Consider the following 21441-nt stretch of genomic DNA (forward strand, 5'->3'; position numbering starts at 1 on the left):
CACCCGTGAATCCAACGTTTCAGGCGAGATCTTTGGTATCCAGCGGCGCTTTGGGTAAATCATCCCACGCCAGGATGGTATTACGTCCCTGATTTTTCGCCACATACAGGGCACGGTCAGCATTCGCGACCGCCTGATCAAAATCATCATCAAAAATTGGGGCGATACCTGCACTGATGGTGACGTGGGTCGAAACCTTCTCATTAAAGCGATGGGGAATTTCCAGATCGACCACGTACTGGCGAATGCGCTCGGCCAGTTTCATGGCAATTGAGGCGTTAACGTTCGTCATCAGTACCAGAAACTCTTCACCGCCGTACCGTGTCACCACATCGCGCGAGCGTACGGCATCGCGAATGGCGACCGAAACCCTTGCCAATGCTTGATCGCCCATCGCATGGCCGTAGTTGTCGTTGTAGGCCTTGAAATGGTCGATATCCAGCAGTAAGACGAAGTGGCTGCCTGCGTGATTTTCCAGAATGGTATCCAGACGGTTTTTCAGCCCCCGGCGGTTATACAAACCGGTTAACGGGTCCAGCATGCTTAAGTCGCTGAAACTCTCTTTCTCTTCATATAGCTGCCGCACCAGACGGCGGGTGAAATGATCGAAGCGGCGACGCATCAGATGGTGTAATGAAAAACCAATCAACGGCAAGGTGATGGTAAACAAAATCATCATTAAATGCTGACCATCATCCAGCAGTAAAACAGTGAATACCGGCGGCGTGATGTGTAAACAGAAAGCAACTAAATAATCACTTAGCGCAATGGCACTGACAAAAAATACGCTCAACAGACTGATTATTAAAAAACTACCATCAAAATAGAAAACCAGATGGTATTTGTGGTTTATGTGCCATGCCCATAATGCACCAAATAACAATGCCACAGGATTTAATAGCGGTAATTTTAGTTTTGGGCTGATTAAACAAAGTGTAAGTAAAGAGATGCTAAAGCCTGCCACCAGTACTGCTGGCAGTGAGTAGATGCTGGATGCCTCCCCTAAAAATGGTAACAAAGAAAATAGTGAAACAGCGACATTCAAAAACAGAAAAAGCATCAGTGAGAGCCGATATTTGCTGTGTTTCAATTCATCGTAAGATTGTAATTTCATTATTATTACTCGTAACAGCCCTGAAATATCAAAGCGCTACCCGGCCGGAATATTCTCTCTGCCAGGGTAATGAGCACATTATTGCTGTGTTATCAAAATAGTTATCGGCGGCAATTTAGCATTTTCCAGTAGTACTGTCATCCGCAGGGCTTTTTCGATAAAAAAAATCCGCTGCATAATGAGAAATATTATCATATGATAATACGAATACTTATCATTTGAGGGTTGCGCGATGATCATGGCGATGTTGGCTGCCTGTGGTTTATGGGGTGTGAGCTGGATAATGGGTAAACGCCTGGATAGCGGCTGGGGTGTGCTGTTGCCCTGTGCGGCGATGCCGGTCTTCGCGCTATGGGAACCCAGTTTCAGCCAGTGGCGGTTAGTGATGATTGTGGCGTTGCTGCTGACAATAGTGATGTTGTTTCATCATCGTCTGCGTCATTACCTGCTGTTGCCTTCCTGCCTGGCGCTGGCGGGCGGATTAGCGGCGGTGTCAGTGAATTTTCATCTGATCTGAACGACAGAAATGACAAAATCACGCATAAGCGTGAGCAGAAGCTGTAAACATGATGGATGAGATAACCGGGAAGGATGACAACGTTGGTGCGAAGAGAGGGACTTGAACCCTCACGTCCGTAAGGACACTAACACCTGAAGCTAGCGCGTCTACCAATTCCGCCACCTTCGCATCGTAGTTGTCTGTTCATATCACCGCATTGGTGCGAAGAGAGGGACTTGAACCCTCACGTCCGTAAGAACACTAACACCTGAAGCTAGCGCGTCTACCAATTCCGCCACCTTCGCATTGTGCAGTGCGATATGAACTACGTGGTTTTTGGTGCGAAGAGAGGGACTTGAACCCTCACGTCCGTAAGGACACTAACACCTGAAGCTAGCGCGTCTACCAATTCCGCCACCTTCGCGTACCTGCAATACCTTAAGTATTGCTAACCACGGAGGCGCATTTTAGAGATTTTACTCAATGCGTCAACACATATTTCGCGGCGGTGAAACGATTGCTGGAAAAAGCAACGTTTCTGCCGCCGCGTCAGCAACATCGCTGAATTAACGTGCTTTCGCGCCGCGGCCGTAAACCGCACGGTAAACTTTAAAGCGTCCGGTTTGCGCCAGCACTTCATGGTTTCCGAAAGTCTCATCCAGCACCTGCGGATAGGGCAGGAAGGCGTTGGCGACGATACGCAGTTCGCCGCCACTGTTGAGATGTTTTGCCGCGCCACGAATCAGCGTATGTGCCGCATCGAGGCTGGTTTGCAGGCCATCATGGAACGGCGGGTTGGAGATGATCAGGTCAAAACGACCGGTGACATCGGAGAAGACGTTGCTGGCAAAGACTTCACCTTCAAGGCCATTAGCCGCCAGCGTGGCTTTACTCGCTGCTACTGCGGCGGCATGCACATCACACAGCCACAGACGGACTTTCGGCGAATGTTGCGCCAGCACGGTTGCCAGTACGCCACTGCCACAGCCAATATCCAGCACCTTACCTTTGGTGTGCGGCGTCAGCGTCGAGAGCAGCAGCGCGCTTCCGGCATCAAGGCCGTCACGGCTGAATACGCCAGGCTGGGTGTGAATGGTCAGGCCATCCAGCATATAACTGTCGTTGAAGGCATCGGCATCGAAGGTGGGCTGCTGTTCCAGTTGACCGTGGTACAGGCCGCAGCGACGTGCGCTGTCGATCTTTTCCAGTTTGGCCCACGACTCCACCATGCCTTCCGCGCTACGGACACCGCTACGGTTTTCGCCTACGACAAAAATATCGCTACCAACCGGCATCAGCGAGAGCAGGTTTTGCAGTTGGAACTGCGCTTCCGGTTTATTCTTCGGCCAGAAGTAAACCAGGGTATCGCAGCCTGCCACATCCGCCGCACTTGCGACCAGGCCATAGACCGCGCGCTCCGCGAGACGGCGGCTAAGGTTCTGCCAGTGATGATATTGCTGGGTATGCACGCGTGTTGACGCGGTTTCCAGCTGAGCGGGCAGGTCATCCTGCAAATCGCCAGCAAACAAAACATGGCGGGCGGTAAATTCATCACTGTGGCGCAGAATCACTTCACTGGCCGGGGTAAAAGCAGACATGGATGGCTCCTGTTAAATCAGAGCGGGGATTATAGTGCTTTGTTGGCGCATGTTCGATGGGTTTGCTAGCATAGCGTCGCATTCTGGCAGCACAACGGGTAATAGCATGACATCAAGGCGCGACTGGCTTTTACAGCAAATGGGGATTACGCAGTATCAACTGCGGCGTCCACGCGTGTTGCAAGGAGAGATTGCCGTTCGGCTTACGCCAGAGACTCGTCTGCTCTTGGTGGCGGAACACGCCCCGGCGTTGCATGAGCCGTTGGTTCGCGATGTGCTGCGTACCTTAAACCTGCAACCCGCGCAGGTAATGACGCTCACGCCAGAACAGCTCCAGATGCTACCGGAACAGGTGGATTGTGCGGGCTGGTTGCTGGGTGTCGAGAGCTCGCATCCTTTTAATGGCGTCACTTTTGCGACCGCCGCTTTCAATGAATTAATCAGTAGCGGTGCGGCGAAACGCGCCCTCTGGCAACAGATGTGTAACCATGACAGCCATCTCTTTAGTCACCCCTGAAGACCAACCACAGCTGCTGGCGATTGAGCGCCGCAGCCATGCGTTTCCCTGGAGCGAACAGACGTTTGCCAGCAATCAGGGGGAACGTTTTTTAAATTTTCGTATTGAGGCGGAAGGCCGTCTGGTTGGTTTTGCCATCACCCAGGTGGTGCTGGATGAAGCTTCGCTGTTCAATATCGCTGTCGATCCTGATTTTCAACGCCGTGGCTATGCCCGCCAGTTATTGCAGCATCTGATTGCTGAACTGGAAAAGCGCGAGGTCATGACGCTGTGGCTGGAAGTTCGTGCCTCCAATCTGGCGGCGATAGCGCTGTATGAACAGCTGGAGTTTCACCAGGTAAGCCGCCGCCCCAATTACTACCCCACTGCCAGCGGAAGAGAAGACGCCATTATCATGGCATTGACGCTGTAGCGTTTTGGCTGAGGAGATCTATGTTAAACGACTGGGACTGCATTATTTTTGATGCGGATGACACGCTATTTCACTTCGACGCCTATGCCGGTTTGCAACGCATGTTTGCCGGTTATGACGTGCAATTCACCGATCAGGATTACGCCGATTACCAGGCGATCAACAAACCGCTGTGGGTCGATTATCAGAACGGAGCGATTTCGGCGTTGCAACTACAGACACGCCGCTTCACCGGTTGGGGCGAAAAACTCAGCGTGGCCCCGGAAGTGCTCAACAGCGGCTTTCTGAACGCAATGGCGGAAATCTGCCTGCCTTTGCCGGGGGCGGCCCGTTTGCTTGACGCGCTGCACGGCAAGGTGAAGATCGCCATCATTACCAACGGCTTTACCGCGTTGCAGCAGGCGCGTCTCGAACGTACCGGCTTCCGTGATTATTTTGATGCGCTGGTGATTTCAGAGCAGGTCGGCGTACCCAAGCCCGATCGTGCCATCTTTGATCACACGCTGGCGCTGCTCGGCAACCCGGCGCGTGAACGGGTATTGATGGTGGGGGATACGCCGGAATCGGATATCCTCGGCGGCATTAATGCCGGATTGAAAACCTGCTGGTTCGATCACGGTACGCGCCCGTTGCCTGAGCACATCATCCCGGACTGGCAGGTCACCTCGCTGTCTGAGTTGGAAAACTTACTGACGCAGCGTTAAAAGTATCTATTCATCATTGAGATGATTATGCGTCTGAAGGCCCGCTGAGCGGGCCTTTTTTCATGCTAGAATCTATTCATAAATCTATTCATCAACGAGGGCGCGATGGCGGATATCACGACACAGCTGTTGGATGGCCCATTAGGTGCGGCAGAGTTGTTGCGCCGTCTTGGCATCAGCCAGGCGACGCTTTCGCGCCAGTTACGTCAACAGGATCAGGTCGTGCGTTGGGGCAAAGCCCGCGCCACGCGCTATGCTCTGCTGCGCCCGTTGCGCGGTGAAAGCCGTTTTCCTCTTTATCGGGTGCTGCCGTCGGGTCAGACGGTACAAGCAGGCTGGCTGGTACGTACCTGGCCGCAGGGCAGTTGTTTGCATCTGGATGAACAGGAGAACGGGACGTTCTACGATGGATTGCCGTGGTTCCTCAGCGATATGCGTCCCCAGGGGTTCCTCGGACGGCTGTGGGGAAGAGAGAATGCGCATGCACTAGGGTTAACCGAGGATCTCCGTGTCTGGAGCGATGAGCAGTGCCTGATGGCATTGACGGTAACGGGCATGGACATGCCGGGCAACTGCCTGCTCGGTGCGACGGCGTATCAGCGCTGGTTACAGCAATCTGCCCCCGTGCTGCTGAGCGTCGGGCAAAAAATTATGCGCTATCCGCAACTGGCACAACAGGTGCTGAACGGTGATGAGGTGGGGTCATCGGCGGCGGGTGAGCAGCCAAAGTTCCTGTGTTATGCCGAAACCGCCCACGGCGAACATCACTGCCTGGTCAAATTCACGGTGCCGCGTCAGAGCGAAAACAGCCAGCGCTGGCGTGATTTACTGCGGGCGGAACATCTGGCACTACGGCAATTGGCCGAGACAGGGCTGGCGGCAGCACGTAGCCAGATTATTGAACAAGGCGGCCAGTTGTTCCTCGAAGTTGAGCGCTTCGATCGTGAAGGCGAACGAGGACGGCGTGGGATGTGTTCGCTGGAAGCGGTTAGCGCGGAATTTTTGGGGCGACAGCAGCACTGGCCAGATGCGTTGCGCGAACTGGCGCGCCAGCAACGGCTGGATGAAGCATCAAAGCAGCGTGGGACGCTGCAATGGGCCTTTGGTCGCCTGATCGCCAACAGCGATATGCACGCCGGGAACCTGTCGTTTTTTACCGACGGGGAACAGCTGCAACTGACCCCGGCCTACGACATGCTACCGATGGCGTTGGCACCGAACTCGCTCGGTCATATGCGTGACGAGGTGAATTTAACTCTCGACTTTTCGCTGCCTGGTGAGGTGTGGCGGACGGCCAGCGCAATGGCGAAAAGCTATTGGCAGACCATTGCAGCAGAAGGGGCGTTTAGTGAAGGGTTCCGGCTGATTGCGCGCCAGGCACAGCAGCAACTGGCTGAACTGGACCTGACGCTGGAAAAGATGACGGAGAAATGAAATACGCTGTAGCGGCGCGATTTATCGCGCCGCTACGGTTTACCGTTTTCCGCCTCTTCTTCTTCATCCTCTTTCACCGGTGTACTGGCGGTGAGCAGGAACGGCGACTGCTGCCAGCGGGTGCGGCGGTCGCGCAGCAGGGTACGGGTCAGGATGATGCCAATCGCCAGCGCCAGCAGCATCATCAGACGCAGAATGTTGGTGGTGTTATCTACCTGGCGCGATTCGGTGACCAGTACGTGGGTGTCCAGCGTGATACGCAGAAAACCCAGCGGGCCGTCTTTACCGTTGAGCGGCTGCACAATCTGATGATTGAAATAGCTACCGGCGCGTTTGCCATCGAGGGCGAGGCGGTCGCGCACATCGATGCTTTCGCCGCTGTGCGCCACCAGGCTGCCATCATCAGCATAGACAGAGGCATCCAGGATGCGGCTGTTGTCCGTGAGCTGATTCAGCACCGCTTCAATTTGCGTGCGATTATCGTCGCTGTTATCCATCAAGGGTTGCAGGCTGAATGCCACCTGTTTGGTCAGGGTGCGGGCCAGCTCCTCCACCTGTTCGGAGCGCGCCATTTGGTGCCCGAGACTAAACCAGGATGCTCCCTGCATCAGCACCACTAACAGGGCCAGCGAGATAAGAACAATCACCGTGCGGTGCAGGCGAAATTTCAGTGCGGTTTTAACCATCAGAAACCCGTGTGACATAACAGCAGAAAGGCTGGCAATTATGTTGCCAGAACCCGCGCAGACAAGGTAGCCTCTTGCGTGGTTTTGTTGTCCCTACAGGAGCTGTAATGCCAAATCGTCTTACCTGGTGCGATCTGCCCGCCGATGTTTCCCTTTGGCCGGGTCTACCCCTTTCCCTCAGCGGTGATGAAGTGATGCCGCTGGATTACCGTGCTGGTCGGACTGGCTGGCTGCTGTATGGGCGCGGGCTTGATAAACAAAAGCTGACTGACTATCAGCATCAGCTGGGCGCAGCGATGGTGATCGTCAGTGCCTGGAATGTTGATGAGTACCAGGTGATTCGTCTGGCTGGCTCTCTGACGCCGCGAGCGACCAAACTGGCGCATGATGCCGGTTTTGATGTGGCACCGCTTGGCAAAATTCCACACCTGAAAACCCCGGGTTTGCTGGTGATGGATATGGACTCCACGGCGATTCAGATCGAATGTATTGATGAAATCGCCAAACTGGCGGGCAGCGGCGAACGCGTGGCGGAAGTGACCGAACGCGCGATGCGTGGTGAACTGGATTTCAAAGCCAGCCTGCGCGAACGAGTCGGCACGCTGGCCGGTGCCGATGCCAATATCCTGAAGCAGGTGCGTGATACGCTGCCTTTGATGCCGGGCCTGACCACGCTGGTGCAGAAATTACAGGCGCTGGGTTGGCAGGTGGCGATCGCCTCTGGCGGCTTTACCTATTACGCTGACTATCTGCGCGACACCTTGCATCTGGCAGCGGCCGTGGCTAACGAACTGGAAATCCGCGACGGCAAACTGACCGGCCAGGTGCTGGGCCAGATTGTCGATGCACAATTTAAAGCCGATACCCTGAATAACCTGGCGCAGCGTTTTGCCATTGCCCCGGAGCAGACCGTGGCGATTGGCGACGGAGCCAATGACCTGCCGATGATTAAAACCGCCGGTCTGGGTATCGCCTATCATGCTAAACCCAAAGTGAATGAGCAGACGGAGGTCATTATCCGTCACGCTGACCTGATGGGGGTGTTCTGCATCCTGAGCGGCAGCCTGATTCACGAAGAACGTTAATTAAGGAACGGATTTGGCCAAAGCGGCAAAACGCGCTTTCGTTTGTAATGAATGCGGCGCTGACTATCCGCGCTGGCAGGGGCAATGCAGCGCCTGCCATGCCTGGAATACCATCACCGAGGTGCGCATTGCCGCCTCGCCAGCCGCTGCGCGCAACGAGCGCCTGAGTGGTTACGCCGGAAGCGCCGGTACCAGCCGGGTGCAGAAGCTGTCGGAGATCAGCCTTGAGGCCCTGCCGCGTTTCTCCACCAGTTTTAAAGAGTTTGACCGTGTGCTCGGCGGCGGCGTGGTACCGGGCAGCGCGATTCTGATTGGCGGCAACCCCGGTGCCGGGAAATCAACGCTGCTGTTGCAGGTGATGTGTAAGCTGGCGGAGGGGATGAAAACCCTGTACGTCACTGGCGAAGAATCGCTGCAACAGGTGGCCATGCGCGCCCATCGTCTGGGATTACCCACCGAAAATCTGAATATGCTGTCGGAAACCAGCATCGAGCAGATCTGCCTGATCGCCGAGCAGGAACAACCGAAACTGATGGTGATCGACTCGATCCAGGTGATGCATATGGCGGAGATCCAATCTTCGCCGGGTAGCGTAGCGCAGGTGCGTGAAACTGCCGCTTATCTGACGCGTTTCGCAAAAACGCGTGGCGTGGCGATTGTGATGGTGGGACATGTCACCAAAGATGGCTCACTGGCTGGTCCTAAAGTGCTGGAGCATTGCATCGACTGTTCCGTGTTGCTGGATGGTGACGCCGATTCACGTTTCCGCACCCTGCGCAGCCACAAAAACCGTTTTGGCGCGGTGAACGAGTTAGGGGTGTTCGCTATGACCGAGCAGGGGATGCGTGAAGTCAGCAATCCCTCGGCCATCTTTCTGTCTCGCGGTGATGAAATCACCTCGGGCAGCTCGGTGATGGTGGTGTGGGAAGGGACACGCCCGCTGCTGGTGGAGATTCAGGCGCTGGTGGACCACTCCATGATGGGCAATCCACGTCGCGTGGCGGTGGGTCTGGAGCAGAATCGCCTGGCGATCCTGTTGGCGGTGCTGCATCGTCACGGTGGATTACAGATGGCGGATCAGGACGTGTTCGTCAACGTGGTGGGTGGCGTAAAAGTCACGGAAACCAGTGCCGACCTCGCGTTGCTGCTGGCGATGGTCTCCAGCTTGCGCGATCGTCCTCTGCCACAGGATCTGGTGATTTTCGGCGAAGTCGGGTTGGCCGGTGAAATTCGCCCGGTGCCCAGTGGTCAGGAACGTATTTCCGAAGCCGCCAAGCATGGTTTCAAGCGCGCGATAGTGCCCGCAGGCAATGCACCGAAAAAACCGATTGAGGGGATGAAGGTATACAGCGCGAAGAAGCTGGCGGATGCGCTGGCGATTCTGGACGAGCTGTAATCTTGACCCAAAAACGCGCGATAAATCGCGCCGCTACATTTTATGCAGGAGGCACGCAGTGTCATCATTTGACTATCTGAAAACCGCCATTCGCCAGCAGGGCCATACGCTGCAACAGGTGGCGGATGCCAGCGGGATGACCAAAGGCTATTTAAGCCAGTTGCTGAATGCCAAAATCAAAAGCCCCAGCGCCGCTAAACTGGAAGCGTTACATCGCTTTCTCGGTCTGGAGTTTCCGCGTCGCGAGAAGACCGTCGGCGTGATATTCGGTAAGTTCTACCCGCTGCACACCGGTCATATTTATCTGATCCAGCGCGCCTGTAGCCAGGTTGATGAACTGCATATCATCATGGGACATGACGATCCGCGCGATCGCGAATTATTTGAAAACAGCGCCATGTCGCAGCAGCCGACGGTCAGCGATCGCCTGCGCTGGCTGCTGCAAACCTTCAAATACCAGAAAAACATCCGTATCCACTCCTTCAACGAAGAAGGCATCGAGCCTTATCCGCACGGCTGGGATGTGTGGAGTGAAGGCGTTAAAGCGTTTCTGGCGCAGCAGGGCATTGAAGCGGATTGCGTCTACACCAGCGAAGCACCGGATGCGCCGATGTATCAGCAGCACCTCGGTATTGAAGCGGTAGTGCTCGATCCCAATCGATCCTTTATGAGCATCAGCGGCGCGCAGATTCGCCAGGATCCGTTCCGCTATTGGGAATATATTCCGACTGAGGTCAAGCCGTTCTTTGTGCGCACCGTGGCGATCCTTGGCGGTGAGTCGAGCGGGAAATCGACGCTGGTCAATAAGCTGGCGAACATCTTCAATACCACCAGCGCGTGGGAATATGGCCGCGATTATGTGTTCTCTCACCTTGGTGGCGACGAGATCGCGCTGCAATATTCGGACTATGACAAAATCGCCCTTGGTCAGGCGCAGTACATCGATTTTGCCGTCAAGTACGCCAACAAAGTGGCCTTTATCGATACCGATTTCATCACGACCCAGGCGTTTTGCCTCAAGTATGAGGGGCGCGAACATCCGTTTGTGCAGGCGCTGATTGATGAATACCGTTTCGACCTGGTGATTCTGCTGGAGAATAACGTGCCGTGGGTGGCGGATGGGTTGCGTAGCCTGGGCAGTTCAGTGGATCGACGCGAGTTTCAGTCGTTGCTGATCACCATGTTGCGTGAGAACAATATCGACTTCGTCCATGTGAAAGAGGACGACTACGACACGCGCTTCCTGCGCTGTGTCGAGTTGGTTAAACAGATGCTGGGGAACGGCGTCCCCCGTTAAACACGCCGCTACGTATTTCCGCCTTAATGCGACGCCAGTGCGCGCAGCGTATTAACCCCTTTTTGCCGTACCAGCAGCGCCAGCAATAGCATTCCCGTCAAAGCCAGTACGCTCGCCAACACAAAGGCGGTGTGATAGCCGCCGCCGTACTGGATAAGGAAGCCAGTAATCCCCGGTGACAGAATGCCCGCCAGATTCGCCAGCAGGTGAACAAACCCGCCTGCCGTACCAATTCGTCCTGCCGGAACGATATCCTGCAACAATGACCAACAGGCTTGCGGCGTCATATAAGCAAACACGCTCGCCAGGGTAATCAGGGTGACGGCCGCAGCCAGGCTCTGGCTCCAGGCAGTCAGCAGTACACATAACGCGGCGACGGCCAGTCCGACAAAAATCACCAGCTTACGAGACAACAGGAAGTTCTGCGTGCGGCGAAACAGCATGTCGCACACCACGCCACCACCGAGAAAACCAACGGTGGCACCGAGCCACGGCAGAATACCGATGATGCTCATGCTTTTGATATCCAGATGCTGGAAGTCGGTCAGGTAACTCGGTAGCCAGGAGAGGAAGAAATACTGGATGTAGTTGAAGCAGAAGAAGGCGCTGGCGACGCCTAACACCGGCAGTGAGAAGACGTAGCGCCACAGCGAGTGCTGATCCTGCTGCGGGGTGCTGGCGCTCTGGCTGGCCGGACGTTGCTGCATAATCAGCTGACTTTCCTCGCGGCTGACGCGCGGATGCTGCTCTGGCTTATCACGGAACAGCAGCAGCCAACTGGCGACCCAGATAAAGCCCAGCGCGGCAATCACGATGAAAGCAATACGCCAGCCAAAATTCAGCCCAACCAGACCAACAATCGGTGCGGCAATGGCTGCACCCAGCGGCTGTCCGGCATTGGTAAAACCGACTGCCCGGCCAACTTCCTGACGCGGGAACCAGTTAGCAATCGATTTGTTGGTGGTGGTACCCATCGGCCCCTCGCCGATACCAAACAGCATACGCACAATCAACAGATGACCGAAGCCGGTGACCAGCGCGGTGGCACCGCAAAACAGCGACCAGATCGAAGCCGCCCAGGCATAGACACGACGTGGGCCAAAGCGGTCAGCCCCCCAGCCGCCAAGAAAACAAAACAGGCAATAACCAATAAAGAAGCAGCTAAACAGGATGCCCATCTGTGCATCATCAATGCCGAGATCTTTTTTCACCAGTGGCGCCATGACCGACAGTGCGGCGCGATCGAGATAGTTGAGCATCCCGGCGCAGAACAGCAGCAGGGCAATGACCACACGATAATTTTTAAACATGATGCACTCCCTGTTGATCCACCCGTTGATGGGTTATCCGATACTCGCGTAGCACCTGCTCGTCGGGCTGATAACCGAGGCCAGGACGATCGCTCAGGGTAAAGTGCACGTCGTGGGGCAGATCGGGGTAAAGATCGACGGCGAAGTCGATCCACGGGATCTCCATTTTGACGCTGTCTGGCAGCAACGCGACCAGATGAGCGGTAGCCAGCATCCCTGCGCCGTAATAGAAGCAGTGCGGCACCACGCGTACGCGATATTGCTGCGCCAGGTCGAAGACATGCAGAGCGGCGGTGATACCGCCGACTTTGGTGACGCTGGGTTGCACCACATCGACCGCGCCACTTTCCAGCAGATTGACGAAACCGAAATCACCATCGACGTTTTCACCGGCGGCCAGCGGTACACCGACACGACGCAACTGCGCCAGACCGTCAAAATCATCCGGTGGCCAGATCGGCTCCTCCAGCCAGCCCAGCTCCAGCGCACGCAGTTCATAAGCGTGCTGGCTCGCCTCTGCACGCGTCCACGGACAGTTAACGTCCACCATTAACTGCGCGTCAGCAGGCAGTGCAGCACGGGCAGCAGCGATAGCGGGGCTGGCTGTTTCATGCAGCTTCATGGTGCGGAATCCCTGCTGATAAGCGCGCTGCACCTGGGTGGCGACTTCTTCGGGATCATTGGCGTAGCTTACCAGGCTGGCATAGCGCTCGATCTGATGACGCGTTGCTCCCAATAGTTGCCACAGCGGTTGCTGGCGCTGCTGACCGAGCAAATCCCACAAGGCGATATCAAGAGCGGAAAGGGCGTAGCGCACCGGGCCACTGCGGCCAAACGCATGCAGAGCCTGCTCGGCGTTCTGCATTAATGACGCGATTGCCGGTTCACTGTCGGGGAGTGGCTGTTGCAGGAAAAAGGGGGCGACCAGGCTGCACAGTGCCTGCTCCGTGACCGGGTTAGCCAGATGCCCGAAGGCTTCTCCCCAACCCACCAGTCCGTTGTCGCTGGTGACTTTCACCAGCAGGGTTTCCATCCGGCTCAACGACGGCGAGGCCGCGTTAAACGTGGTTTCTTGCTCCGCTGGTGGACGTCGATGAGCATCAAAGGGGATCGCGATGCGCATCACTTCAATCGTAGATATCTTCATGCCATAGACCTCAAAAGGGTGCGCCCGGCGTGAGTAGTTATGAAAAATGCCGGGACGGATAGGGATACATCGGGTCAATAGCGAGTATAAAAAGCAGGCCAAACGGGAACATCGGGCAACAGCCCAGGAGTGAAAGCGGATTCAGGCGGGTTTTTGTGCTGATTAACGGCGCGTGGTGCAGGGGATCACAAATATGATGGAAATATCATCACTGCACGATAAATCGTGCCGCTACGGGTTGGGCAAATATCTGTAGCGGCGCGATTTATCGCGCGATCCGTTTCAGGATTTATCACGCAAAAAAAGGCGCCGGTTAAGGCGCCTTTTATTATCGCGTTAGCGCAATTACTTCGCCATACGCTTGTACTTGATACGCTTCGGCTCCAGCGCTTCTGCGCCGAGGGTGCGTTTTTTGTACTCTTCGTATTCGGTGAAGTTACCTTCAAAGAACTCCACTTTACCCTCATCCTGGTAATCGATGATGTGGGTAGCGATACGGTCAAGGAACCAACGGTCATGCGAGATAACCATCGCACAGCCAGGGAATTCCAACAGGGCGTTTTCCAGGGCGCGCAGGGTTTCGATGTCGAGGTCGTTGGTCGGTTCATCGAGCAGCAACAGGTTGCCGCCAACCTGCAACAGTTTCGCCAGGTGCAGACGACCACGCTCACCACCAGACAGTTCGCCCACGCGTTTGCCCTGGTCGGTGCCTTTGAAGTTAAAGCGACCAACGTAAGCGCGGCTTGGCATTTCGGTGTTGCCGATACGCATGATGTCCTGACCGCCGGAAACTTCTTCCCACACGGTTTTGCTGTTATCCATCGCATCACGGAACTGATCGACGGACGCCAGTTTCACGGTTTCGCCCAGCTCGATGGTGCCTGAGTCCGGCTGCTCCTGACCGGACATCATACGGAACAGGGTAGATTTACCCGCGCCGTTCGGTCCGATAATCCCGACAATCGCGCCTTTCGGCAGCGAGAAGGAGAGATCGTCAATCAGCACGCGATCGCCGTAGGACTTACGCAGGTTAGCGACTTCCAACACTTTGTCACCGAGGCGTGCGCCTGGCGGAATAAACAGTTCGTTAGTTTCGTTACGTTTCTGGTATTCGGTGCTGTTCAGTTCTTCGAAGCGAGCCAGACGGGCTTTGCCCTTCGACTGACGGCCTTTCGCGCCCTGACGCACCCATTCCAATTCTTTCTCAATGGACTTGCGACGTGCCGCTTCGGCAGAGGCTTCCTGCGCCAGACGCTGATCTTTCTGCTCCAGCCAGGAAGAGTAGTTACCTTCCCACGGAATACCCTCGCCACGGTCCAGTTCCAGAATCCAGCCCGCCACGTTATCGAGGAAGTAGCGGTCGTGGGTGATCGCCACGACAGTACCTTCGAAGTCGTGCAGGAAACGCTCCAGCCAGGCCACGGATTCTGCATCCAGGTGGTTGGTGGGTTCGTCGAGCAGCAGCATGTCTGGCTTTTCCAGCAGCAGACGGCACAGCGCAACGCGGCGGCGTTCACCACCGGACAGGTTAGCGATTTTGGCATCCCACTCTGGCAGACGCATGGCATCCGCCGCACGGTTCAGCTGGGTTTCCAGGTTGTGACCATCATGGGCCTGGATCACTTCTTCCAGACGGCCCTGCTCAGCGGCCAGTTTGTCGAAATCGGCATCCGGGTCAGCGTACAGCGCATAAACTTCGTCGAGGCGCTTCAGCGCACCGACCACTTCAGAGACCGCTTCTTCTACGGATTCACGCACGGTGTGTTCCGGGTTGAGTTGCGGTTCCTGCGGCAGATAGCCGACTTTGATACCCGGCTGTGGGCGGGCTTCCCCTTCGATATCTTTATCGATACCCGCCATGATACGCAGCAGGGTTGATTTACCCGCACCGTTCAGGCCGAGGACACCAATTTTGGCTCCAGGGAAAAAGCTGAGGGAGATATTCTTCAGAATATGACGCTTCGGCGGAACCACTTTGCCGACGCGATGCATGCTATAGACGAATTGAGCCACGTTGTAATGAGCCTCTTGGTCTGTGGAGGTGGACGTCAGATGCTGAAGTTTAGCCGTTTTCCCGGTCCAATCACAGCGACACAGCGGGGAAACTTCTGGAGCTGGCGCGATAAACGGATAACTGTTTGATTCTCACTCAGCCATCGGACTATGCTGGCTTTTTGCCTTAAAACGGGAGGAGGTGCGATGAGAGTGCTGATTGCAGCGGATGAACAGGCCTGGGGCGGTTTAATCCCGTCGATTCGTCAGATGTTACCCGATGTGGAGTTTGTTGCGTCAGCGGGTCATGCAGCTGAGAGCCTCGCCGGGTTTGATGCATTGGTGCCCGGTATGTGCCGGGTCGATGCGCGGCTACTGGCGACGGCTGATCGCCTGAAGCTGATTCAGCAGGCAGGCGTCGGGCTGGAAGGCGTTGATATCGCTGCGGCAAAGAAGGCCGGCATCATGGTGGCAAATGTCCCCTCTGATCACTCCGGCAACGCCGATTCTGTCGCAGAGCTGGGTATCTGGATGATGATCGGCCTGGCGCGCCGTCAGCAGGAAATCGCGCAATGCCTGGCGCAGCAGTTGCTCGGACAGCCGATCGGCATGGGGTTGATGGGCAAAACCGTCGGCCTGGTCGGGTTGGGCGGTATCGGTAAAGCGCTGGCAAAACGCCTCGCGCCTTTTGGTATGCGGATGATTGGTGTGAAACGGGAAGCGGATGAAGCCTTTGCCCGTGAGCATCAGCTTGACTGGGTAGGCAGTATCAGCCAGTTGCCGCAACTGTTGGCCGAGTCTGATTTTGTGGTGTTAAGTCTGCCGCACAGCGCGGAAACCCATCAGATTATTGATGCGGTGGCACTGGCGCAGATGAAGTCCACCGCTTTCCTGGTAAACCTTGGGCGTGGCGGGCTGATCGACAAAGCGGCGTTTCTGTCCGCGCTTGAGAATCAAACGCTGGCCGGTGCCGGTTTAGATGTGTTCTGGCAGGAGCCGCCTGATCCCAACGATGCGGTGTTTCAGCATAACGTGATTGCCACACCGCATATTGGCGGCGTCACCGATATCTCGCTGGCAGGGAATATCAAAGGCGTGTGCGATAACCTGCGCCGTCTGCGTGACGGCGAGGCGGTGATTGATCGCTGGGCCTAACCGCAGCACAGCTTAACCCCGGCCACCTGCATCACCTTCAACAACGCAGGTGGCGGCGGGCTGTCGCTCAGCAGAATATCGAATAACGAGAAATCGCCGATCCGGGCGGGCAGCACCTTGCCATATTTGCTGCTGTCGCCCACCACGATACATGTCTGCGCCCGTTGCAACGCCAGATGTTTAATCGGTAACTCATTCAGGTTGTAGCAGGTGGCACCCTGACGTACATCCATTCCGGCGGCAGAGATAAAGGCCTTGGTCGGACAAAGCGCGTCCAGTACCGTCACTTGTTCCAGTGGCGTGAATACCGCGTTGTCGGCATGAAACTCCCCACCCGATAAAATCACCCGGCAGTTAGGCTTCTCTTTCAACGCCAGAAAGGTATTGATGGCGCTGCAAATGGCGGTGAATGGCAGCTCGTCATCAATGGCATCAATCACCAGCGGCAGCGTGGTGCCACAGTCAAAAAAAACCGTGTCGTTGGCCTCAATCAGGGCCGCCGCATGCTGCGCCAGCTGCTGTTTTTTGCTGACGTTGAGATTTTGCTGGTCGCTGACAAAGTAATGCGCGATGTTCTGACGCGGATCGCGCATGATGTAGCCGCCCAGCAGCACCACGCCGTTTGCCGGTTCGGTCAGATCGCGGCGGATGGTCATCTCGGACACGCCCAGCAGCTGTGCCGCTTCCTTCAGATGCAGTTTATCGGTGCGTTTCAGCGCCAGCGCCAGGCGGGTGATACGATCAAAGCGGCGGGTTTCCATCTCTCGGTTTTTCCTGGAAAAAACATGCGCCATGTTAACCAGAAATCACCTCAGATCGCCACCAGTCCACGCACCCCATCCGCTTCCATTGTTTCCCCACGGCCACGCTGGACGATTTCACCGCGTGACATGACGAGGTAGTTGTCGGCCAGCTCAGCGGCGAAGTCGTAAAATTGCTCCACCAGCAGGATCGCCATATCACCGCGTTGTGCCAACTGACGGATCACCGCGCCGATCTCTTTGATCACCGACGGCTGGATCCCTTCGGTGGGTTCATCAAGGATCAGCAGTTGTGGTTTGGCGGCGAGGGCGCGGCCAATCGCCAATTGTTGCTGCTGTCCTCCGGAAAGATCGCCGCCGCGTCGTGCTTTCATCTCCTTCAGTACCGGGAACAATTGATAAATCTCCTCCGGCACTGCTTTGGCCTGTGCACCTGAGAAGCGCGCCAGTCCCATTAACAGATTTTCTTCTACCGTCAGACGCGGGAAAATTTCCCGTCCCTGGGGAACGTAGGCGATGCCAGATTGCACCCGCTGATGCGGTTTGCGCTGGTTGATCACCTTATCTTGCCAGCGGATCTCGCCGGACTTAGCTGGTATCAATCCCATCAGGCACTTCAGCAGCGTGGTTTTGCCTACGCCGTTACGTCCCAGCAGGCAGGTGATTTCGCCGGGTTTGGTTTCAAACGACAAGCCGCGCAGAATGTGGCTGCCGCCATAATATTGATTCAGATCCGATACCTGTAACATCTCAGCGCCCCAGATAAACGTCGATTACCCGATCGTCGGCCTGTACTTCGCGCAACGATCCCTCGGCCAGCACCTGGCCCTGATGCAGTACCGTCACATGGTCGGCAATGGTTTCGACAAACCCCATATCGTGTTCCACCACCATCAACGAATGCTGACCGGCGAGGCTGCGGAACAATTCTGCGGTGTACTCGGTTTCCGCATCGGTCATGCCCGCTGCCGGTTCATCCAGCAACAACAGGTGCGGGTCCTGCACCAGCAACATGCCAATCTCCAGAAACTGTTTTTGTCCGTGTGACAGCAGACCGGCTTTGCGCTGACGTTCGCCGCCCAAACGCAGCAACTTCAGCACCTCGTCGATGCGATCCTGCTGCTCACCGTTGAGACGGGCGCGCAGGCTGGCCCACACCGATTTGTCATTTTTTAGGGCGATCTCGAGATTTTCGAACACCGTCAGCGCTTCAAATACTGTCGGCTTCTGAAATTTACGGCCAATCCCGGCGCGGGCGATCTCCACCGGAGACAGGGCGGTCAGGTCGGTGTCCTGATCGTAAATCACTCGTCCATTATCAGGTCGTGTTTTACCGGTGATCACATCCATCAGCGTGGTTTTACCCGCGCCGTTAGGGCCGATGACGCAACGCAATTCGCCAACGCCGATCTGTAACGACAGGTCGGTCAGCGCACGAAAACCGTCAAACGACACGTTAATATTTTCCAGCAGCAGCACCGGATCACGTTGATCGCGATGGCGATCCGCCGGATGCGGTTGGGTAAACAGTTGTTCAGTCATCTTTCCTCCGGCGCAGCAGGCCAATCACGCCACGCGGCAGGAACAGCGTAACGAGGATAAACATCAGTCCCAGGAAGAACAGCCAGTACTCCGGGAAGGCGACGGTGAACCAGCTTTTCGCGCCGTTGACAATCGCCGCGCCGAGCAAGGGACCAATCAGGGTGCCACGCCCACCCAGCGCCACCCAGATAGCGGCTTCGATGGAGTTGGTGGGGGACATTTCGCTTGGGTTGATGATGCCGACCTGCGGGACGTAGAGCGCACCCGCCAGCCCACACAGCACGGCGGAGAGGGTCCAGACGAACAACTTAAAACCACGCGGATCGTAGCCGATGAACATCAGGCGGTTTTCTGCATCGCGCACCGCCGTCAGCACCCGACCAAACTTGCTGCGCGCCAGGGCAAAACCGACGCCGATGCTGATCAGCAACAACAACACGGTGGCGACAAACAATCCGATGCGCGTACCGGTGGCGGTGACGTTAAAGCCGAGCAGGGTGGTGAAGCCGGTGAAGCCGTTGTTGCCGCCAAAGCCTGTTTCGTTGCGGAAAAACAGCAGCATGCCTGCGTAGGTCAGCGCCTGCGTCATGATCGAGAAATAGACACCTTTGATCTTCGAGCGGAAGGCGAAGAAACCGAACACCAGCGCCAACAGGCCTGGCACCAGCACGATCAGGCATAGTGCCCAGGCGAAGTGTTGTGTCCCGGCCCAGAACCACGGCAATTCATTCCACGACAGGAACGACATAAACGCAGGCAGGCCATCGCCGGACGCCTGACGCATCAAATACATCCCCATCGCATAACCGCCGAGGGCGAAAAACAGGCCGTGGCCGAGCGACAGCAGCCCGGCATAACCCCACACCAGGTCAAGTGCCACCGCGACAATGGCATAGCAGAGGATCTTGCCGACCAGCGTCAGCGTATAGGTCGAGAGCGCCAGCGGATGGCTGGCGGGCAGCAGCGCAAAGAACGGCATGATCAACAGCAGCAGCGCGATAAGCACGCCCAGGCTGAGGGTCAGACGCGGCGCTTTGCGCGCGGCGGTTAAGGTCAGTGGCTGGCTCATCAGTCAATCACCCTCCCTTTAAAGGCAAACAGGCCCTGGGGACGTTTCTGAATAAACAGAACGATCAACACCAGAATCAGGATCTTACCGAGCACCGCACCAATCTGCGGTTCCAGCACCTTGTTGAGAATGCCCAGCCCGAATGCGGCCACCACGGTGCCTGCCAACTGGCCGACGCCACCCAGCACCACCACGAGGAAGGAGTCGATAATGTAACCCTGACCGAGTTCAGGGCCGACGTTACCCAGTTGCGACAACGCCACGCCGCCCAGCCCGGCGATACCGGAACCCAGGCCAAACGCCAGCATATCGATGCGCCCGGTAGGAACGCCGCAGCAATCTGCCATCGCCCGGTTTTGCGTCACGGCACGCACGCTGAGGCCGAGGCGGGTTTTGTTCAGCAGCAGCCAGGTCAAACCCAGCACGGCGAACACGAACACGATGACCGCGATACGGTTATACGGCAGCACCAGGTTTGGCAGCAGCTGCATCCCGCCGGAGAGCCAGTCCGGGTTGGCGACTTCCAGGTTCTGCGCGCCGAACAGCATCCGCACCAGTTGAATCAACATCAGGCTGATGCCCCAGGTGGCGAGCAGGGTTTCCAGCGGGCGACCGTACAGATGACGGATAATGGTACGTTCCAGCACCATCCCCATCACAGCGGTGACCAGGAAGGCGACTGGCAGCGCCAGCAGCGGATACCACGCCAGCCATTGCGGCGCGAACTGCTGAAACAGGCTTTGCACCAGCCAGGTGGCGTAAGCACCCAGCATCAGCATTTCACCGTGCGCCATATTGATCACGCCGAGCAGACCATAGGTGATCGCCAGGCCGAGCGCCGCCAGCAGCAGGATCGAACCGAGCGACAGGCCGGTGAAGGCCTGGCCGAGCAGGTCGCCCCACATCAGGCGATGCTTGATTTGTTGCAGGCTATCGCTGGCGGCGGCCCGTACCTGCGCATCGGGTTCGTTCGCCGCTTGCGTCAGCTGTTGCAGGCTGGCCTGCATATTAGGATCGCTGGATTCTCCCAACAGTTTTACCGCTTTCAGGCGTACCTGCGCATCGGGGCTGGTGAGTTGCAGGTTGGCGGCAGCCATCGCCAGGGTGGCGTGCACCTTGCTGTCTTTTTCGCTGGCGAGACGTTGTTCAATCAGCGGTAATTGGTCGGCAGCGCCGTCGTTTTGCAGTTGCTGCGCGGCGCGCAGGCGAATGGCGGGGTCGGCACTGACCAGCTGATGTGCGGCGAGCGCACTGGCGATCAACACGCGCAGCCGGTTGTTCATAAAGAGTTTTTTGGTTTCGCCACTCGGCTGTTGCGCGCTGTCGAGCGGCTGGAATTTATCGTCCTGTTTACTGAACGGTTGTTTGTGTTCATCAATGACCACGGTTTCATTGCGCAGTGCCTCCAGCAGCGGCAGGCGACTGGCCTGTGGCGCGGCGGCCCATTGCTGGAGCAGCGTGGCCTGCTGCGTACGACTGGCGGCAGCGAAATCTGCGCCATCGCCCGCCTGGGCCAGCCAGGGCAGGAGCAACAGCAGACAGCAGAGATAGCGGCGAATTGTCATGGTTCTGGCCCTGTGGTTGGGGTGGGTGAGGTGCGTGCTGTTACCCTCACCCCGGCCCTCTCCCATAAGGGAGAGGGAGGTGTGCTACATGTAAACGCTTGCTCGATCTGTCCTCTCTCCCATAAGGGAGAGGGAGGTGTGCTACATGCAAACGCTTG

The 21441-nt window shown here is 56.6% G+C and carries 20 protein-coding genes and 3 tRNA genes; 9 read left to right on the top strand and 14 right to left on the bottom strand.

Annotated elements, in window-relative coordinates; translation table 11 throughout:
- Positions 1 to 19: 19 nt before the first annotated feature.
- Positions 20 to 1114: a diguanylate cyclase domain-containing protein gene (locus AC6I8N_RS03270; RefSeq protein ID WP_497830038.1), complete on the bottom strand. Its 1095-nt coding sequence runs from the start codon at positions 1112 to 1114 to the stop codon at positions 20 to 22.
- A 232-nt stretch (positions 1115 to 1346) separates the two neighbouring features.
- On the opposite strand from AC6I8N_RS03270, the gene AC6I8N_RS03275 reads away from it, so the two are divergent.
- Entirely contained in the window at positions 1347 to 1631 is a 285-nt protein-coding gene (locus AC6I8N_RS03275; protein ID WP_021185811.1) for a DUF1435 domain-containing protein, read from the top strand.
- 84 nt (positions 1632 to 1715) lie between these two features.
- On the opposite strand, the gene AC6I8N_RS03280 is transcribed toward AC6I8N_RS03275, so the two are convergent.
- From AC6I8N_RS03280 to rsmC, 4 genes are all read right to left on the bottom strand, one after another.
- Positions 1716 to 1802: transfer RNA gene (locus tag AC6I8N_RS03280), tRNA-Leu, on the bottom strand.
- 29 nt (positions 1803 to 1831) lie between these two features.
- Positions 1832 to 1918: transfer RNA gene (locus tag AC6I8N_RS03285), tRNA-Leu, on the bottom strand.
- Positions 1919 to 1950: 32 nt separating this feature from the next.
- Positions 1951 to 2037, bottom strand: a tRNA-Leu gene (locus tag AC6I8N_RS03290).
- 142 nt (positions 2038 to 2179) lie between these two features.
- Positions 2180 to 3211: a 16S rRNA (guanine(1207)-N(2))-methyltransferase RsmC gene (gene rsmC / locus AC6I8N_RS03295; protein WP_497830039.1), complete on the bottom strand. Its 1032-nt coding sequence runs from the start codon at positions 3209 to 3211 to the stop codon at positions 2180 to 2182.
- A 106-nt stretch (positions 3212 to 3317) separates the two neighbouring features.
- Between rsmC and AC6I8N_RS03300 the strand changes: the two genes are divergently transcribed.
- The 4 genes from AC6I8N_RS03300 (at position 3318) to yjjJ (ending at position 6278) form a co-directional block, all read left to right on the top strand.
- The gene (locus AC6I8N_RS03300; protein ID WP_497830040.1) at positions 3318 to 3728 is read left to right on the top strand and encodes a DNA polymerase III subunit psi; all 411 of its coding nucleotides are present in this window, start codon (positions 3318 to 3320) and stop codon (positions 3726 to 3728) included.
- Positions 3700 to 4140, top strand: a complete 441-nt coding sequence (gene rimI, locus AC6I8N_RS03305; protein ID WP_036627496.1) for a ribosomal protein S18-alanine N-acetyltransferase — start codon at positions 3700 to 3702, stop codon at positions 4138 to 4140. Before AC6I8N_RS03300 ends, rimI begins: the two co-directional genes overlap by 29 nt.
- A gap of 20 nt (positions 4141 to 4160) precedes the next feature.
- On the top strand, positions 4161 to 4844 hold the full coding sequence (gene yjjG, locus AC6I8N_RS03310) for a pyrimidine 5'-nucleotidase (RefSeq protein ID WP_021185813.1): 684 nt from the start codon (positions 4161 to 4163) through the stop codon (positions 4842 to 4844).
- A gap of 105 nt (positions 4845 to 4949) precedes the next feature.
- Positions 4950 to 6278, top strand: coding sequence for a type II toxin-antitoxin system HipA family toxin YjjJ (gene yjjJ, locus AC6I8N_RS03315; RefSeq protein ID WP_497830041.1), 1329 nt, complete (start codon positions 4950 to 4952; stop codon positions 6276 to 6278).
- 32 nt (positions 6279 to 6310) lie between these two features.
- Here yjjJ and AC6I8N_RS03320 read toward each other — a convergent pair whose 3' ends face one another.
- On the bottom strand, positions 6311 to 6964 hold the full coding sequence (locus tag AC6I8N_RS03320; protein ID WP_497830042.1) for a YtjB family periplasmic protein: 654 nt from the start codon (positions 6962 to 6964) through the stop codon (positions 6311 to 6313).
- 107 nt (positions 6965 to 7071) lie between these two features.
- On the opposite strand from AC6I8N_RS03320, the gene serB reads away from it, so the two are divergent.
- Genes serB through nadR form a run of 3 tightly spaced genes read left to right on the top strand, consistent with a single transcriptional unit; the run spans position 7072 to position 10742 of the window.
- A complete protein-coding gene (gene serB / locus AC6I8N_RS03325) occupies positions 7072 to 8049 on the top strand; it encodes a phosphoserine phosphatase (RefSeq protein WP_021185816.1) in 978 nt (325 codons plus the stop codon).
- Between the two features lie 13 nt (positions 8050 to 8062).
- On the top strand, positions 8063 to 9445 hold the full coding sequence (gene radA / locus AC6I8N_RS03330; RefSeq protein WP_013507777.1) for a DNA repair protein RadA: 1383 nt from the start codon (positions 8063 to 8065) through the stop codon (positions 9443 to 9445).
- A gap of 58 nt (positions 9446 to 9503) precedes the next feature.
- The gene (nadR, locus tag AC6I8N_RS03335; RefSeq protein WP_021185818.1) at positions 9504 to 10742 is read left to right on the top strand and encodes a multifunctional transcriptional regulator/nicotinamide-nucleotide adenylyltransferase/ribosylnicotinamide kinase NadR; all 1239 of its coding nucleotides are present in this window, start codon (positions 9504 to 9506) and stop codon (positions 10740 to 10742) included.
- A 23-nt stretch (positions 10743 to 10765) separates the two neighbouring features.
- On the opposite strand, the gene AC6I8N_RS03340 is transcribed toward nadR, so the two are convergent.
- The 3 genes from AC6I8N_RS03340 to ettA all read right to left on the bottom strand — a co-directional run bounded on the left by AC6I8N_RS03340 (position 10766) and on the right by ettA (position 15212).
- Positions 10766 to 12052 carry an MFS transporter gene (locus AC6I8N_RS03340; RefSeq protein WP_021185819.1) on the bottom strand — a complete coding sequence of 429 codons (1287 nt, stop codon included), beginning with the start codon at positions 12050 to 12052 and terminating at the stop codon, positions 10766 to 10768.
- Positions 12045 to 13199: a mandelate racemase/muconate lactonizing enzyme family protein gene (locus tag AC6I8N_RS03345; RefSeq protein ID WP_497830043.1), complete on the bottom strand. Its 1155-nt coding sequence runs from the start codon at positions 13197 to 13199 to the stop codon at positions 12045 to 12047. The genes AC6I8N_RS03340 and AC6I8N_RS03345 overlap by 8 nt, the downstream gene beginning before the upstream one ends.
- A 345-nt stretch (positions 13200 to 13544) precedes the next feature.
- Positions 13545 to 15212, bottom strand: a complete 1668-nt coding sequence (ettA, locus tag AC6I8N_RS03350; protein WP_071783592.1) for an energy-dependent translational throttle protein EttA — start codon at positions 15210 to 15212, stop codon at positions 13545 to 13547.
- A 186-nt stretch (positions 15213 to 15398) separates the two neighbouring features.
- On the opposite strand from ettA, the gene AC6I8N_RS03355 reads away from it, so the two are divergent.
- The gene (locus tag AC6I8N_RS03355; RefSeq protein WP_497830044.1) at positions 15399 to 16346 is read left to right on the top strand and encodes a 2-hydroxyacid dehydrogenase; all 948 of its coding nucleotides are present in this window, start codon (positions 15399 to 15401) and stop codon (positions 16344 to 16346) included.
- Here the strand turns inward: AC6I8N_RS03355 and deoR are convergent.
- Genes deoR through urtB form a run of 5 tightly spaced genes read right to left on the bottom strand, consistent with a single transcriptional unit; the run spans position 16343 to position 21283 of the window.
- A complete protein-coding gene (gene deoR / locus AC6I8N_RS03360) occupies positions 16343 to 17107 on the bottom strand; it encodes a DNA-binding transcriptional repressor DeoR (protein ID WP_021184804.1) in 765 nt (254 codons plus the stop codon). The genes AC6I8N_RS03355 and deoR overlap by 4 nt on opposite strands.
- Positions 17108 to 17157: 50 nt before the next feature.
- Positions 17158 to 17856 (bottom strand): urea ABC transporter ATP-binding subunit UrtE, encoded by a 699-nt coding sequence (gene urtE, locus AC6I8N_RS03365; protein ID WP_021184803.1) that lies wholly within the window; start codon positions 17854 to 17856, stop codon positions 17158 to 17160.
- A gap of 1 nt (position 17857) precedes the next feature.
- On the bottom strand, positions 17858 to 18649 hold the full coding sequence (urtD, locus tag AC6I8N_RS03370) for an urea ABC transporter ATP-binding protein UrtD (RefSeq protein ID WP_021184802.1): 792 nt from the start codon (positions 18647 to 18649) through the stop codon (positions 17858 to 17860).
- Positions 18642 to 19718, bottom strand: a complete 1077-nt coding sequence (gene urtC / locus AC6I8N_RS03375; RefSeq protein WP_497830045.1) for an urea ABC transporter permease subunit UrtC — start codon at positions 19716 to 19718, stop codon at positions 18642 to 18644. Before urtC ends, urtD begins: the two co-directional genes overlap by 8 nt.
- Positions 19718 to 21283: an urea ABC transporter permease subunit UrtB gene (urtB, locus tag AC6I8N_RS03380; protein ID WP_021184800.1), complete on the bottom strand. Its 1566-nt coding sequence runs from the start codon at positions 21281 to 21283 to the stop codon at positions 19718 to 19720. Before urtB ends, urtC begins: the two co-directional genes overlap by 1 nt.
- Positions 21284 to 21441 lie beyond the last annotated feature (158 nt).

It is taken from the genome of Pantoea sp. X-Soil-TKNS-1279, from assembly GCF_059730565.1.

Bases quoted from the DNA above. Each gene is read 5' to 3' on its own strand.
- deoR (WP_021184804.1), bottom strand. From the start codon at position 17,107: ATGGAAACCCGCCGCTTTGATCGTATCACCCGCCTGGCGCTGGCGCTG.
- urtD (WP_021184802.1), bottom strand. From the start codon at position 18,649: ATGACTGAACAACTGTTTACCCAACCGCATCCGGCGGATCGCCATCGC.
- AC6I8N_RS03300 (WP_497830040.1), top strand. From the start codon at position 3,318: ATGACATCAAGGCGCGACTGGCTTTTACAGCAAATGGGGATTACGCAG.
- urtB (WP_021184800.1), bottom strand. From the start codon at position 21,283: ATGACAATTCGCCGCTATCTCTGCTGTCTGCTGTTGCTCCTGCCCTGG.
- AC6I8N_RS03320 (WP_497830042.1), bottom strand. From the start codon at position 6,964: ATGGTTAAAACCGCACTGAAATTTCGCCTGCACCGCACGGTGATTGTT.
- AC6I8N_RS03355 (WP_497830044.1), top strand. From the start codon at position 15,399: ATGAGAGTGCTGATTGCAGCGGATGAACAGGCCTGGGGCGGTTTAATC.
- rsmC (WP_497830039.1), bottom strand. From the start codon at position 3,211: ATGTCTGCTTTTACCCCGGCCAGTGAAGTGATTCTGCGCCACAGTGAT.
- urtE (WP_021184803.1), bottom strand. From the start codon at position 17,856: ATGTTACAGGTATCGGATCTGAATCAATATTATGGCGGCAGCCACATT.
- AC6I8N_RS03275 (WP_021185811.1), top strand. From the start codon at position 1,347: ATGATCATGGCGATGTTGGCTGCCTGTGGTTTATGGGGTGTGAGCTGG.
- yjjJ (WP_497830041.1), top strand. From the start codon at position 4,950: ATGGCGGATATCACGACACAGCTGTTGGATGGCCCATTAGGTGCGGCA.
- urtC (WP_497830045.1), bottom strand. From the start codon at position 19,718: ATGAGCCAGCCACTGACCTTAACCGCCGCGCGCAAAGCGCCGCGTCTG.
- AC6I8N_RS03270 (WP_497830038.1), bottom strand. From the start codon at position 1,114: ATGAAATTACAATCTTACGATGAATTGAAACACAGCAAATATCGGCTC.
- yjjG (WP_021185813.1), top strand. From the start codon at position 4,161: ATGTTAAACGACTGGGACTGCATTATTTTTGATGCGGATGACACGCTA.
- AC6I8N_RS03345 (WP_497830043.1), bottom strand. From the start codon at position 13,199: ATGAAGATATCTACGATTGAAGTGATGCGCATCGCGATCCCCTTTGAT.
- AC6I8N_RS03340 (WP_021185819.1), bottom strand. From the start codon at position 12,052: ATGTTTAAAAATTATCGTGTGGTCATTGCCCTGCTGCTGTTCTGCGCC.
- serB (WP_021185816.1), top strand. From the start codon at position 7,072: ATGCCAAATCGTCTTACCTGGTGCGATCTGCCCGCCGATGTTTCCCTT.
- rimI (WP_036627496.1), top strand. From the start codon at position 3,700: ATGACAGCCATCTCTTTAGTCACCCCTGAAGACCAACCACAGCTGCTG.